The sequence below is a fragment of the Thermolongibacillus altinsuensis genome (assembly GCF_004341205.1).
Classification (GTDB): Bacteria; Bacillota; Bacilli; order Bacillales; family Anoxybacillaceae; genus Thermolongibacillus; species Thermolongibacillus altinsuensis.
On sequence record NZ_SLUL01000005.1, the window covers coordinates 12,220 to 25,766 of the forward strand.

19 protein-coding genes are annotated in these 13,547 nt (G+C 40.4%); 13 read left to right on the forward strand and 6 right to left on the reverse strand.

Features of this window, described 5'->3' with window-relative positions; translation table 11 throughout:
- The first annotated feature begins 3 nt into the window (after nt 1-3).
- The gene (gene lpdA / locus EDD69_RS05665) at nt 4-1,413 is read left to right on the forward strand and encodes a dihydrolipoyl dehydrogenase (protein WP_132947993.1); all 1,410 of its coding nucleotides are present in this window, start codon (nt 4-6) and stop codon (nt 1,411-1,413) included.
- A gap of 93 nt (nt 1,414-1,506) precedes the next feature.
- On the forward strand, nt 1,507-1,749 hold the full coding sequence (locus tag EDD69_RS05670; RefSeq protein WP_132947994.1) for a hypothetical protein: 243 nt from the start codon (nt 1,507-1,509) through the stop codon (nt 1,747-1,749).
- Here the strand turns inward: EDD69_RS05670 and EDD69_RS05675 are convergent.
- Nucleotides 1,737-2,129 carry a DUF1885 family protein gene (locus EDD69_RS05675; RefSeq protein ID WP_132947995.1) on the reverse strand — a complete coding sequence of 131 codons (393 nt, stop codon included), beginning with the start codon at nt 2,127-2,129 and terminating at the stop codon, nt 1,737-1,739. The two genes, EDD69_RS05670 and EDD69_RS05675, sit on opposite strands and share 13 nt — an antisense overlap.
- A 174-nt stretch (nt 2,130-2,303) precedes the next feature.
- On the opposite strand from EDD69_RS05675, the gene EDD69_RS05680 reads away from it, so the two are divergent.
- Entirely contained in the window at nt 2,304-2,603 is a 300-nt protein-coding gene (locus tag EDD69_RS05680; protein WP_132947996.1) for a DUF3055 domain-containing protein, read from the forward strand.
- A 142-nt stretch (nt 2,604-2,745) separates the two neighbouring features.
- Nucleotides 2,746-2,865, forward strand: a complete 120-nt coding sequence (locus tag EDD69_RS05685; RefSeq protein WP_132947997.1) for a GapA-binding peptide SR1P — start codon at nt 2,746-2,748, stop codon at nt 2,863-2,865.
- Nucleotides 2,866-2,944: 79 nt separating this feature from the next.
- Here the strand turns inward: EDD69_RS05685 and EDD69_RS05690 are convergent, their stop codons facing one another.
- Nucleotides 2,945-4,423 carry an aminotransferase class I/II-fold pyridoxal phosphate-dependent enzyme gene (locus EDD69_RS05690; protein ID WP_132947998.1) on the reverse strand — a complete coding sequence of 493 codons (1,479 nt, stop codon included), beginning with the start codon at nt 4,421-4,423 and terminating at the stop codon, nt 2,945-2,947.
- A 207-nt stretch (nt 4,424-4,630) separates the two neighbouring features.
- Between EDD69_RS05690 and EDD69_RS05695 the strand changes: the two genes are divergently transcribed.
- From EDD69_RS05695 to EDD69_RS05710, 4 genes are all read left to right on the forward strand, one after another.
- Nucleotides 4,631-5,590, forward strand: a complete 960-nt coding sequence (locus tag EDD69_RS05695) for an NAD(P)H-dependent flavin oxidoreductase (RefSeq protein ID WP_132947999.1) — start codon at nt 4,631-4,633, stop codon at nt 5,588-5,590.
- A 27-nt stretch (nt 5,591-5,617) separates the two neighbouring features.
- On the forward strand, nt 5,618-5,893 hold the full coding sequence (locus tag EDD69_RS05700) for a UPF0223 family protein (protein ID WP_132948000.1): 276 nt from the start codon (nt 5,618-5,620) through the stop codon (nt 5,891-5,893).
- Nucleotides 5,894-6,005: 112 nt separating this feature from the next.
- Entirely contained in the window at nt 6,006-6,194 is a 189-nt protein-coding gene (locus EDD69_RS05705; protein ID WP_132948001.1) for a hypothetical protein, read from the forward strand.
- Nucleotides 6,195-6,294: 100 nt separating this feature from the next.
- On the forward strand, nt 6,295-7,086 hold the full coding sequence (locus tag EDD69_RS05710) for an inositol monophosphatase family protein (RefSeq protein ID WP_132948200.1): 792 nt from the start codon (nt 6,295-6,297) through the stop codon (nt 7,084-7,086).
- 22 nt (nt 7,087-7,108) lie between these two features.
- Here EDD69_RS05710 and EDD69_RS05715 read toward each other — a convergent pair whose 3' ends face one another.
- Nucleotides 7,109-7,291, reverse strand: a complete 183-nt coding sequence (locus EDD69_RS05715; protein WP_132948002.1) for a DUF5325 family protein — start codon at nt 7,289-7,291, stop codon at nt 7,109-7,111.
- A 247-nt stretch (nt 7,292-7,538) separates the two neighbouring features.
- On the opposite strand from EDD69_RS05715, the gene typA reads away from it, so the two are divergent.
- The 3 genes from typA to EDD69_RS05730 are packed head-to-tail and all read left to right on the forward strand — an operon-like array spanning nt 7,539 to nt 9,994.
- Complete coding sequence (gene typA / locus EDD69_RS05720) at nt 7,539-9,380, forward strand: translational GTPase TypA (RefSeq protein ID WP_132948003.1); 1,842 nt, start codon at nt 7,539-7,541, stop codon at nt 9,378-9,380.
- Between the two features lie 18 nt (nt 9,381-9,398).
- Nucleotides 9,399-9,695: a YlaH-like family protein gene (locus EDD69_RS05725; protein ID WP_132948004.1), complete on the forward strand. Its 297-nt coding sequence runs from the start codon at nt 9,399-9,401 to the stop codon at nt 9,693-9,695.
- A 5-nt stretch (nt 9,696-9,700) separates the two neighbouring features.
- Entirely contained in the window at nt 9,701-9,994 is a 294-nt protein-coding gene (locus tag EDD69_RS05730) for a hypothetical protein (RefSeq protein ID WP_132948201.1), read from the forward strand.
- A gap of 15 nt (nt 9,995-10,009) precedes the next feature.
- Here the strand turns inward: EDD69_RS05730 and EDD69_RS05735 are convergent, their stop codons facing one another.
- A complete protein-coding gene (locus tag EDD69_RS05735) occupies nt 10,010-10,210 on the reverse strand; it encodes a YlaI family protein (protein WP_132948005.1) in 201 nt (66 codons plus the stop codon).
- A 103-nt stretch (nt 10,211-10,313) separates the two neighbouring features.
- Between EDD69_RS05735 and EDD69_RS05740 the strand changes: the two genes are divergently transcribed.
- Nucleotides 10,314-10,769, forward strand: coding sequence for a pyridoxamine 5'-phosphate oxidase family protein (locus EDD69_RS05740; RefSeq protein WP_132948006.1), 456 nt, complete (start codon nt 10,314-10,316; stop codon nt 10,767-10,769).
- A 39-nt stretch (nt 10,770-10,808) separates the two neighbouring features.
- Here the strand turns inward: EDD69_RS05740 and EDD69_RS05745 are convergent, their stop codons facing one another.
- Nucleotides 10,809-11,408 carry a YhcN/YlaJ family sporulation lipoprotein gene (locus EDD69_RS05745; protein ID WP_132948007.1) on the reverse strand — a complete coding sequence of 200 codons (600 nt, stop codon included), beginning with the start codon at nt 11,406-11,408 and terminating at the stop codon, nt 10,809-10,811.
- Between the two features lie 127 nt (nt 11,409-11,535).
- Between EDD69_RS05745 and EDD69_RS05750 the strand changes: the two genes are divergently transcribed.
- Entirely contained in the window at nt 11,536-12,867 is a 1,332-nt protein-coding gene (locus tag EDD69_RS05750) for a PhoH family protein (RefSeq protein WP_132948008.1), read from the forward strand.
- Nucleotides 12,868-12,912: 45 nt separating this feature from the next.
- Here EDD69_RS05750 and EDD69_RS05755 read toward each other — a convergent pair whose 3' ends face one another.
- Nucleotides 12,913-13,413 carry a peptidyl-prolyl cis-trans isomerase gene (locus tag EDD69_RS05755; protein WP_132948009.1) on the reverse strand — a complete coding sequence of 167 codons (501 nt, stop codon included), beginning with the start codon at nt 13,411-13,413 and terminating at the stop codon, nt 12,913-12,915.
- Between the last annotated feature and the right edge of the window lie 134 nt (nt 13,414-13,547).

Consider the following 13,547-nt stretch of genomic DNA (forward strand, 5'->3'; position numbering starts at 1 on the left):
GCGATGGTAGTAGGCGATTTTCCAATTGAAACTGAAACTCTCGTCGTCGGTGCAGGTCCTGGTGGATATGTGGCTGCGATTCGTGCAGCCCAATTAGGACAAAAAGTAACGATTGTGGAAAAAGGCAACTTAGGTGGCGTTTGCTTAAACGTTGGATGTATTCCATCAAAAGCGTTAATCTCTGCTGGTCATCGTTACGAAATTGCGACTCATTCAGCAGATATGGGAATCATAGGAGAAAAAGTGACCGTTGATTTCCAAAAAGTACAAGAGTGGAAAGCAAGCGTCGTTAAAAAATTAACGAGCGGTGTCGAAGGACTTTTGAAAGGAAATAAAGTTGAAATTGTGCGCGGTGAGGCATATTTCGTTGATGCGAATACAGTTCGTGTCATGACGGAAAATAGCGCACAAACGTATAAATTTAAAAATGCGATTATTGCAACAGGTTCTCGTCCAATTGAACTTCCAGGATTTAAGTTTTCTAAACGCGTGTTAGATTCAACAGGCGCATTGAACTTGCCTGAAATTCCAAAATCAATGGTTGTCATTGGCGGCGGTTATATCGGTACAGAGTTAGGAACAGCTTATGCGAACTTTGGAACGAAAATTACGATTCTTGAAGGTGCTGACGAAATTCTTTCAGGGTTTGAAAAACAAATGAGCGCGGTTGTTAAACGTCGCTTAAAGAAAAAAGGTGTCGACGTCTTTACAAACGCGCTTGCTAAAGGCGTTGAAGAACGCGAGGATGGCGTAACGGTTACATTTGAAGTAAAAGGAGAAACAAAAACAATCGATGCCGAATATGTTCTTGTAACGGTTGGCCGTCGACCAAATACAGAAGAGCTCGGTCTTGAGCAATTAGGCATTAAAATGACAGAACGCGGTCTGATCGAAATCGATAAACAATGCCGCACAAGCGTTCCAAACATTTATGCGATCGGTGATATTGTTCAAGGTCCGCCGCTTGCTCATAAAGCTTCTTATGAAGGTAAAATTGCGGCAGAAGCGATTGCTGGCCATCCTTCTGAAATCGACTATCTTGCTATTCCGGCTGTTGTCTTCTCTGATCCTGAGTGCGCATCCGTTGGATATTTTGAAAAACAAGCGATTGAAGAAGGTATTGATGTCATTACGGCGAAGTTCCCGTTTGGGGCAAACGGACGCGCGCTTGCGCTTAACGATGCAGAAGGCTTCTTAAAGCTTGTGTTGACGAAAGAAGATGGCGTCATTATTGGAGCTCAAATCGTTGGTCCGAACGCTTCTGATATGATCGCGGAATTAGGTCTTGCGATTGAAGCTGGAATGACAGCGGAAGATATTGCGATGACGATTCATGCTCATCCAACATTAGGCGAAATTGCGATGGAAGCAGCAGAAGTTGCGATGGGTACGCCAATTCATATCTTAAAATAAAAATAAGGAAAAAGAGGATGTTGATCAACATCCTCTTTTTTAGCAATTTTATGTGTAGGAAGACATATGTTTTTTATGTAAGGAGGAGTGGACGTGAAAGAATACGTTGTTTTTTTGTTACATATGTTTATTTGGAATTGTTTTTCAATCGTTGAATGGCTTTCGGCTAGAGATCGGCCGATTTTTAAAGCGATGTTGTTTATCATTTTTGTTTATGTTGCTTTTTTGCTTGCCTTACGGTTTCGCTTGCAACGCAAAAAAGCATTTTGGACAACCATTGCCAGCATTACGATTTATTTTGTTTGTCGGCAAGCGGTTTGGCACTATCTCTTGTAAAAATACATCACTCTGCCGTTAAATAAATGGAGTTCTCCTTCTAATTGTTTAGCGATAAATTTACAAAACTCATTTGCCTTTCCTTTATCTCCATGTGTGGCGTTTTTTGGAAGTGTGATTTGAATAAAACTATGTTCGTTTTCGTGCCCAACGCGGCACTCGATCGTTTGATAACGAGCGTCTTTTCCTTTTAATAAGATGGCTTCAGAAGTTTCATCGTATTCGTAAGGAAAAGCGGAATCGATGTAATTCCAACCTAGCTGCTCCCCTGTTTTTTTGCAAATGCTTCTGTAATGTTCGAATAATTGCTTTAATTCTTCAAGCGTAATGGTTTGTTTTTTTGAAGCTGGGACGAGTTTAATGTATGCAACATGAGCCATAACGAATCACCTCAAATTTTACATTTTCTTTCATTCTATCATTTTGTTGAAATAAAAAACAGATGTGAATCTGATTGGATTTATCAGTAGTACAAAAAGTCAAAATATTTTTTATTGTCAATAAATTATTTTTCCTTTATAATGATACTTAATCTATAAATAAGGAGGGAAACTATGCATTTATTTGAGAAGCTGTATGATGAGCATGAAAAGGTCAAAGTTCGCTTTGTTGGCTTTACCACGAAGGACGTTCGCTATGATTTTGGAATTGTGTATACCAATATGTTTTTTGGTAAACCGCTTGTGATTTGTATGCAAACGGGCCGCTCCGCTCTCCTCGATCCGAAAGATATTGAAGACCACGACTATCTGCAACGTATTTTCCGCATTGACACGAAAGAACAAGCTGCTGATTTAGCGGAATTTTTCTCAGATATTTTGCCAAGTACACCAATAGGGGAACAATATGAGTAAAAGAGACTGATATCAGTCTCTTTTTTATTTTAATGTGTTATACAAATTGTTATTGACAAAGAAAATGTGACATATTATTATTTAATTAGTAAAACATTAAAACGTTTTCAAACACATTCAAAAAGAAAAGGGGTTATTGGGGATGGGCACAATCGTATGTCAAACTTGCAATGCAACGATCGATTATTTTGAAGATGAGAAAGTATCTGTGTTGTACGGTCAATGCAATGAATGCGATTGTAACGAGCATGAGGAAGAGTAAGTGATTAAGTGAGAAGTTTTGGGGGATGAGGAGTCTCATACAACGAAAGGCATGCGCGTACTGCGCATGCCTTTCTTTTTTATCGAAGCGGTTTTGCTGGATATTCTTTAATGACGCGCAATGTTTGCAGCGTATCGTCTTCTGGACCTTGCACAGGCAAGCCAACTTCTAAATTCTTTTTAATGTAGTTTAAATTTTCCTCTGTAATAACCTCTCCAGGAATAAAGATTGGGATTCCCGGAGGATAAACCATCACAAACTCAGCGATAATTCGACCTGCTGACTGTTCAAACGGAACAACTTCTGTTTCTGAATAAAAGGCATCACGTGGCGTCAACGCTAAAACAGGAATGTCGGGAAGCAATACTTTTGGTTTGACACCCACATCGGCTTGATGGCGGAATTGTTCTGCTAAATCGCGCAATGCTTTCACTAAAATACTTGTTTCTCTCTCCGTATCACCCGGTGTAATAATACATAAAATGTTATACAAATCTGATAGCTCAACTTCAATGTTATAATTCTCTCTTAACCATTTTTCTACATCATATCCAGTCAAACCTAATTCTTTTACAGAAATAATCAATTTGGTTGGATCATAATCAAACGTTGCTTTTGTTCCAAGAATTTCTTTACCGACGCAATATAAATGGTCAATTTCGTTGATTTGCTGACGCGTTTTTTCAGCGAGGCGAATGGCTTTTTCAGCTAGCTCATGTCCTTCAGTTGCTAAACGTTTTCGTGCTACATCAAGAGACGCTAATAGCAAATAGGAAGTGGATGTTGTCGTTAGCATGCTTAAAATGGCTTGTACGCGTTTCGGTGAAATAAGTCCTTCACGCACATTTAAAATAGAGCTTTGCGTCATTGAGCCGCCAAGTTTATGAACGCTAGTGGCTGACATGTCTGCCCCTGCCTGCATCGCCGAGAGCGGTAAATCTTCATGGAAATGGATGTGAACGCCGTGCGCTTCATCAACAAGAACAGGAACACCATATGAATGAGCGATTTCGACGATTCGTTTTAAATCGCCGGCGATCCCAAAATATGTTGGATTGATGACGAGTACACCTTTTGCATCTGGATGCTGTCGCAACGCTTCTTCAACAGCTTCAGGCGTGATCCCATGAGAAATGCCTAATTCTTTATCAATTTCTGGGTGGACAAAGATTGGTGTCGCACCCGAAAAAACGATGGCAGACATGACCGATTTATGCACATTGCGTGGTACAATAATTTTATCTCCAGGTCCCGCAACGGACATGACCATTGTCATAATGGCTCCGCTTGTGCCTTGAACAGAAAAGAATGTATAATCAGCACCGAAAGCTTCTGCCGCTAATTCTTGCGCTCTTTTAATGATTCCTTTTGGTTGATGTAAATCATCGAGAGGGCCAATATTGATTAAGTCCATGGCTAGAGCATTTTCACCGATAAATTCACGAAACTGTGCGTCCATTCCTGCTCCTTTTTTATGACCAGGAATGTGAAATTGAATTGGGTTCTTTTTTATATGTTCCAATAAGCCAGTGAACAATGGTGTTTCATACTGTGACAATTTCTCTGTACACCTCTTTATTTTTATAATGTATGATGAATGATTATTGATATCTTTATTATAAAACAAGTGAATTATAGCACTTCTTTACATGTTTGCAAAGAAGGAATTTAAGATGAAAAGATTGTTAATGGATGGAACGTGCATAAATCATGGACAGGAGTTTTTTATCGTTTCGACGAATGATAAAGAAAAGGGGGAATGAAGATGAATTGGGAAACAAGAGTAACGAAGTTGTTAAATATTCGGTATCCAATTATTCAAGGGGGGTTGGCTTATTTAGCTTATTCCGATTTGGCTGCTGCTGTTTCGAATGCAGGGGGGCTTGGACAAATTACCGCCATGTCGTTAGAAACGCCAGAGCAATTACGGGAAGAGATTAGAAAAGTAAGGGAAAAAACCGATCGGCCTTTTGGAGTCAATTTTGCAATCGGACAGCATGGTCGTCCATTTTCTCATATGCTCGAAGTGGCGATTGAAGAAAAGGTTCCTGTTATTTCTATGACAGGAGGGAACCCTGCTCCTATTTTCGATCAATTAAAAGGAGTTCCTGTCAAAAAACTTGTTTTAGTTGCTGCTGTTCGCCAAGCGATTAAGGCTGAAGAGTTGGGAGCGGATGCGGTGATGGTCGTCGGTCAAGAAGGGGGAGGGCATCTCGGCAAGCACGATATCGGCACATTTGTGCTTGTGCCGAAAGTGGTTGATGCTGTTTCCATTCCTGTTATTGCCTCTGGCGGAATTGGCGATGGTCGCGGTTTAATGGCAGCTCTTGCACTAGGGGCGGAAGGAATCGAGATGGGGACGCGCTTCATCGCCACGAAGGAATGTGTTCATGCCAACCCTGTTTATAAAGAAATGTTAGTCAAAGGTTCCGAAAGCGATACGGTTGTAATTAAACGGAGCCTTGGCGCACCCGCTCGAGCGATCGCCAATGAATGGACGAAAAAAATTTTAGAAATTGAACAAAAAGGTGGTGGATATGAAGAACTAAAAGAGTATATTAGCGGTGTGGCAAATAAACGTTTTATTTATGAAGGGAAAACGAATGAAGGCTTCGCTTGGGCAGGCCAAGTGATGGGATTAATCAAAGATATTCCAACCGTTTCTGAACTTTTTGAGCGAATGATTACGGAAGCGGAACAAATTCGTCATCGTTGGGCAAACTAAACTAATGAAAAAGTAGGTGAGACATCGATGAAATATGCATATCCGGTTCATTATGATTGGAGCGCACAAGAAATTATTGACGTAACGAAATTTTTTAAAGGAATTGAACAAGCATATGAGAAAGGAATTGAGCGGCAAGAATTGATGAAACTTTATCGTCGATTTAAGGAGATTGTACCAAGCAAAGTAGAGGAGAAAAAACTTTGTGATGAATTTGAGCAGGTGAGCGGGTATTCTTCTTATCGGACGATTCAAAAAGCAAAGGCATCATCACCAGGAGACATCATTAAAATGGAACGATAAGCGATGAGCAGCGGGACGAAATTTAGTTGCATACACCCCTTTCATTACATAGTATATATAAAAAAATAAATTATCTGAAAATTTAACGGTTGGATGAAAGGGGTGCGAATCGATGAAAAAAGTTGTGAATGGATGGAAACGAGCAGACGGAGAAAGACGAATTACAGCATTAAAATTAGAAGTTGACTACGAATTAGCCACCCTATATGAAGCGATGCTAGAAAATGATGAGGAAAAGAAAAATGAATGTAAGCAAAGATTAGAGAAATTACGCCAAGAGCTAATTCGCCTTTCGATTTAAAGGATTGGGCGGCAAGCATCATCGACTTGCCGCTCATGATCACGCTACATAAAAAACTCATTCGCTTTTACTATATGTAGGAGGAAGAAAAATGGATACAATGTGGAACGAGATCGATCAATATATGCAACATTGGATTAGAGAGGCAGGGGAACGAATTCGTGATACCTTTCAAACAAAACTGACGATCGAGACGAAATCGAATCCTTCTGATTTAGTGACGAATGTGGATCGCGAAATCGAGCAATTTTTTATTGAACGAATTCGCGAAACATTTCCTACCCATCACATTTTAGGTGAAGAGGGATTTGGCGATGAATTGCGCGCTTTAGATGGAATTGTTTGGATTATCGATCCGATTGATGGAACGATGAATTTTATTCACCAACAAAGAAATTTTGCCATTTCTGTCGGCGTGTTTGCTGATGGGGTCGGGATGCTTGGCTATATTTATGACGTCGTACATGACGAACTGTATTATGCTCATAAAGGAAAAGGGGCATTTATGAACGATACACCGCTGCCGAAGTTAAAAGAAACGACGATTTCTGAAGCGGTCATTTCGTTAAATGCGACATGGGTAACAGAAAACAAACGAATTGATCCGAGCGTTCTTGCTCCGCTTGTAAAAAGAGTGCGAGGAACGAGATCGTACGGATCGGCCGCATTAGAGATGGCTTATGTTGCTTCAGGAAAATTGGATGCCTATATTACGATGCGTCTATCACCGTGGGATTTTGCTGCCGGTTTGGTAATCGTTCACGAAGTTGGGGGGATCGTGACAAATTTATATGGCGAACCGCTCAACTTGCTTGAGAAAAGCTCTGTATTTGTATCGAAACCGAGACTGCATCAAGAAATTTTGACAGAATATATTATGAAAGAGCGCTAAGGGACAAGCATGACTCGTCCCATTAGCGCTCATTTTGTTGCATTCGTTTTTTTGTTGCGAAGCCGAATCCCATCACAGCAAACATTGCAATGATGCAAGCGATGATGCCGATGATGTTTCGTTCAGAAATAAAAATGCCAATCCCCATCATTGTTGCGACAGCAAGAAGAGAAAAGATCAAAAAAATCGGTTGAAATCGTTTCATGATTGACTCCCCCTTGTTTTAGACCGTTACTTTCTAGTTTACAAAAAAATGTTTCGCTTTTCTATTCCGTTTATGCTAGTTTAGTTAAATTTCTGACCATATGTAATCATGAAAAGAAGAGCGCTTTTCTGCTACGGTTGGCAATATTTTCCTTGCCGATCCGGCACTAAATATACCTTCCGATAAACATTTGATTCAGTCTATGCTATAATAAACGCGCAATGATAAAAAGTAGGGGTTGACAACGTTGAACATTCGAAAAGATATTCGTAATATTGCGATTATTGCTCATGTCGATCACGGAAAGACGACATTGGTCGATCAATTGCTGCGGCAATCAGGGACATTCCGTGCCAATGAACACGTTGAAGAGCGAGTGCTTGATCGCAATGATTTAGAACGAGAACGTGGGATTACCATTTTAGCCAAAAACACAGCTATTCAATACAAAGGTACGCGCATTAACATTTTAGATACGCCAGGCCATGCTGATTTTGGCGGTGAAGTCGAACGGATTATGCGCTTAGTTGATGGAGTATTGCTTGTTGTGGATGCGTATGAAGGATGTATGCCACAGACGCGTTTCGTATTGAAAAAGGCGCTCGAACAAAAGTTGACGCCGATCGTTGTCGTGAATAAAATCGACCGCGAATTCGCTCGTCCGAAAGAAGTGGTTGATGAAGTGCTCGAATTATTTATTGAATTGGATGCTTCAGAAGAACAGCTTGAATTTCCGGTCGTTTATACATCGGCGATTAACGGAACGGCAAGCCTCGATCCAGAGAAGCAAGATGAAGATATGACGGCGCTTTTTGAAACGATTATTGAGCATATTCCGGCTCCTGTTGACAATAGCGAAGAACCGCTGCAATTCCAAGTCGCTTTATTAGACTACAACGATTATGTTGGTCGAATTGGAATTGGTCGCGTCTTTCGCGGAACGATGAAAGTCGGTCAACAAGTGGCGCTTATGAAGTTAGACGGTTCCGTAAAAACGTTCCGCATTACAAAATTGTTCGGATTTATCGGGTTAAAACGAATTGAAATTGAAGAAGCAAAAGCTGGCGATTTAGTCGCGGTTTCAGGAATGGAAGATATTAACGTTGGTGAAACAGTTTGTCCGATTGATCACCAAGATCCACTCCCGCCTCTGCGCATCGATGAACCAACATTAAAGATGACGTTTCTTGTCAACAATAGTCCGTTTGCCGGAAAAGAAGGGAAGTACGTCACGGCACGAAAAATCGAAGAACGATTGCGAATGCAGCTCGAAACGGATGTTTCATTGCGCGTGGAAAATACGGATTCACCCGATGCATGGATTGTTTCTGGCCGCGGTGAACTACATTTGTCCATTTTAATCGAAAACATGCGCCGTGAAGGATTTGAATTGCAAGTATCAAAACCGGAAGTCATTTTAAAAGAAATCGATGGAGTGATTTGTGAACCGATTGAGCGAGTGCAAATCGATATTCCTGAAGAATATACAGGAGCGATTATGGAATCGCTCGGAGCGCGCAAAGGCGAAATGGTGGATATGATCAATAACGGAAATGGGCAAGTGCGTCTCATTTTCATGGTTCCAGCACGCGGCCTTATCGGCTATCGAACCGAATTTATGTCGTTGACGCGCGGATACGGAATTTTAAATCATTCGTTTGATAGTTATCAGCCGATGCGTCCGGGACAAATCGGTGGCCGTCGTCAAGGTGTGCTTATTTCGATGGAGACGGGAAAGGCGACAGCCTACGGAATCATGCAAGTGGAAGATCGCGGGACCATCTTTGTTGAACCAGGAACGGAAGTATACGAAGGAATGATTGTCGGTGAGCATACACGCGAAAATGATTTAGTGGTCAACATTTGTAAAACAAAACATGTTACAAACATTCGTTCATCGACGAAAGAACAAACGGTCACAATGAAAAAGCCGCGTTTAATGACGTTAGAAGAGGCGCTCGAGTACTTGAATGATGATGAGTATTGTGAAGTGACTCCAACGTCTATTCGTTTGCGGAAGAAAATTTTAGATAAAAACGAACGCGAAAAAATCGCTAAAAAGAAAAAGTTGGCGGAACAAAGCAAATAAAGAAGGGAGTAGGGAGAAGTGGATGTGATCGAGCGTCTTTCGTTCTTTGCTTCGTTGTACCAAGTACATGAACAGCCAATATCAGGTATGTGGTTTCTTTATATTACAGTGCTCATTTTATCGGCCATCGTTTATCGTCTCGGCTTTGCTAAGAAGCTTCCTTTATTAAAGAATGTCATTATTTATGTGTTGCTTGCACTCGGGTGCACCATTTTAACGTTTTTTGCTGTTTTTTTACCTGTCGCAGAAGGATTGTTTGTTGCGGCTATTGTATTGATTGTGTATAAACTGCGCTTAAAGCAGGCAGGGCGGTGAAAATGATGAAGTTGCAAGACGCTGTTTACAATTGGCTGACCATTAAAGTCGTTGCGGATGCAAGAAAAGATGACGAAGCCGCGCAAGAAACCGAGCAATTTTTTGCCTGCATGTTAAAAGAAGACTACAAGGTTGAAGAAATTGCTTTCAAAAAAGAGAATGAAATGTATATGGTTACATTAAAAAACGAGGAAGGTTCGAAACAATTTCGTTTTCCTGCCGAGTTAATCGAAACGATGCTTGAGCAAATCAATCGAGAGCCGGAGAAGTACGTAAATTACAAATCGCACCGAACTTAATTCGGTGCGATTTTTTTACCAATGATCTTCGTTTGTCCTTGAACGATATAATTTAAATTTTCCGGTTGCGAGTCGCGCTTTTGTTTTTTCGGTAATTCGTTCGTTACATTGTTTGCACATATATGTATGAATCGGACGATTTCGGAGCCGTTTTGCCAACAATGATTCATCAGGTAGTTCGTCGATTTGATCACAAAGAATACATTTTACTCTCATACTTTTATAATCCACCTCATTGTTGTTTTTTTCATTATATCATAAGTTTGAAATTTCGATAAAAAAAGGTATGATATAAATAAAACGTTTGGAGGGATTTTTCATGGCGAATGTCGTTGAGCCGAAGCTCATTGATCCGCTTTTTCGCAGCTTACAAAAAGAACGGTTTGTCACGGTTTGTACCATTGACCACGAAACGGGTGAACCAAATGTGAGCGCGATTTCATGGATCTATGCTCCTAGTCCAGAGAAAATTTATTTCGCAGTTGACCAACGTTCGCGCATTGTACAAAACATTCGTGCGAATGGTGCGATTGCCATCACGTTAATTGCGAATGAATCCACTTATTCCATTAGCGGAAAAGCGCATGTAAAAGTTGAAAAAATCGAAAATGTCCCGCTTAAATTAGCGTTGATTCAAGTGGATATTCGTGAAGTGCGCGATGTGATGTTTTACGGTTCGAAAATTTCCGTTGAGCCGAAATATGAAAAAACGTATGATGCTCAAGCGGCTGCGAAATTAGATCAGCAAGTGATGAACGCTTTAAAAAATGCATAAAACCGAGCGTCGTTTTTGGAACGCTCGGTTTTTCTTATTTCATCTGTTCATCTGGTCGTTTGATTGTTTTTGCTGGCGCTGTTTCAGTTGTTGTTGTTCCTCGTTATTGAGTTGCGCATCATTTTGTTTGGTTGAATTTGGATTTCCCGTTTGAATAAAGTCGCTTGGCACTTCCGGCATTACCCGACCGACAATGGCCGCTAATTCGTCCATAAACCCTTGAATTGGTTTGCCATCCGTTACTTGTTTGGAAATTTGTTTTAAGCGAACGTTCAAATCGGGATCAGCGATAATAATCGCATTCGCACCATAAGGATCTTTTTGTAAGCTTTCAGAAACTGAGTATTTGATTGTTCCAACTCTTGACTGGTCAATCTTTGAATTGACATCAATGCCGACAATTGCATATTTTCCTACGACTAACGCCGTTGCATCATTTACGTTTGGAACGCTGCTTGCTAAGGCGGCAAGATGTTTGGCAATTTGTTGACCTGATTTATTCACTATTTTGTTTTCTGTCGTATTTTTTACATGAATGAGCGAATCATTTCCGTTATTTTGCGGTTGTGCGTTCATTTGGCAGCCGCTCATAATGAGCCCCGTTAAGATGAAAAAAACGAATGCAATATAGTTAAACATTTCCTCACTCCTTCCGTCTTTGACTTTATTTTGTAAAAGTTCTTCTATCTTTATGCGCCTTCTCATATATATAAACAACAATCCCGTCCAAAAGGCCGGACAAAATTAATGAGTAGGGGGCGGAACATTGAATAAGAAAATATATGTGTTAGATACAAACGTGCTATTGCAAGACCCTTATTCGATTTTTTCATTTGAGGATAATGAAGTGGTCATTCCTGCTGTTGTTTTAGAAGAAGTCGATTCGAAAAAACGGTACATGGATGAAATTGGGAGAAATGCGCGGCAAGTATCAAAATTAATTGACCGTTTGCGTGAAAATGGGAAACTTCATGAAAAAATTCCGCTTGAAAATGGTGGAGTGTTGCGCATTGAATTAAATCATCGTTCTTTTCAACAATTGCAAGAAATTTTTATTGAAAAAACAAACGATAATCGTATTTTAGCCGTTGCCAAAAATTTATTGCTGGAAGAGCAGACGAAAGAAAACGGACGTCCTGTTATTTTAGTGAGCAAAGATGCGCTTGTGCGCGTGAAAGCGGATGCGATCGGGCTGCAAGCGGAAGATTTTTTAAGCGATCGCGTCGTTGAAATCGATCATATTTATACGGGATTTTTAGATTTGTACATAAGCGTTGAATATTTAACGCGGTTTTATGAGAAGGGAGAACTTCTTCTTTCAGAAATTACGAACCATCCGTTTTATCCCAATCAATTTGTAGTTATGAAAGATGCATTGGGCGGCTCGGCTTCTGCGCTCGGCATCGTTGACCATACGGGAAAGAAAGTAAAAAGGCTTGCCTTTCATTACGAGCATATTTGGGGGATTCGTCCGCGCAATGTTCAACAAACGATGGCATTCGAACTTTTGCTCCGGCAAGATATTTCGTTAGTAACGCTCATCGGGAAAGCAGGAACAGGAAAAACGTTGCTAGCATTAGCAGCGGGATTAATGCAAACAGAAGATTTACATCTATATAAAAAATTACTTGTTGCTCGTCCGATTGTTCCCGTCGGAAAAGACATCGGTTATTTGCCTGGGGAAAAACAAGAGAAGCTTCGGCCGTGGATGCAGCCGATTTTTGATAATTTGCAGTATTTATTTGATACGAAAAAACCTGGGGAATTGGATGCCATTTTAGCGGGAATGGGATCGATTGAAGTTGAAGCGCTCACATATATACGCGGCCGAAGCATTCCTGAACAATTTATTATTATTGATGAAGCGCAAAATTTGACGAAACACGAAGTGAAGACCATTTTAACGCGAGTTGGAGAAAAGAGTAAAATTGTTTTAATGGGGGATCCTGAGCAAATCGATCATCCGTACTTAGATGAGTATAATAATGGTTTAGCGTATGTGGTTGAAAAATTTAAAGAGCAGAAAGTAGCTGGGCATGTTCGTCTTATCAAAGGAGAACGATCTTCGTTAGCCCAATTGGCAGCAGATTTGTTATAAAAAGTGAGGAGGCTGATCCGTTTTTTCTCGGTCAGCCTCTTTTGGTTAATCAACGATAAATTTTTTTACATGAGTAATCGGACGTTCGCGATTGGAGCCGTCGCCATAGTAAATATGAACAGGTCCGTCTTCTTTGAGCGGTTTTCCATCTTTTGAAAAACCTAAAATAAGGTGATAAGCCTCTGAAAGCGGAAGTGATATTTCGTCATTGGCTGTGACAATCTTTAATGAATTGGCTTCTGCAAGCGGTTCAGCGTTGCGTAAAAACGGTTCAAGCGGCATGCCAAATGTCCCTGTTAAGATGCGCTCTTTCTCAAATTGTTTTTCCGTTTTTAACGTCGGCGGAAAAACAGATCCTTCTTGAATTTCGCGCTCCCAATATTGCGAAAGTTTTCTCACTTCGTCTTCTTGTTCGGATTGTTCATTTGATGAAGGATGTGTAAAATAAGTATGTAGGTCCACTTTGCGATCGTCAAAAATCCATACGCTTGGATCGAGTGTAATCGTAAACTTAACTTTACCTGTAATTAAAATAATGTTGTCCATTTCCATCTTCCCCCTATCTCAATCAATTATAGAATGAAAACGTTTTTTTGTAAAATTGTTCATAGTTATTGATGAAGCGACTGAGTAAAATGTTTATGGGAAGGTAATTTTTTGGAAGACCGTGACAGAAAAAC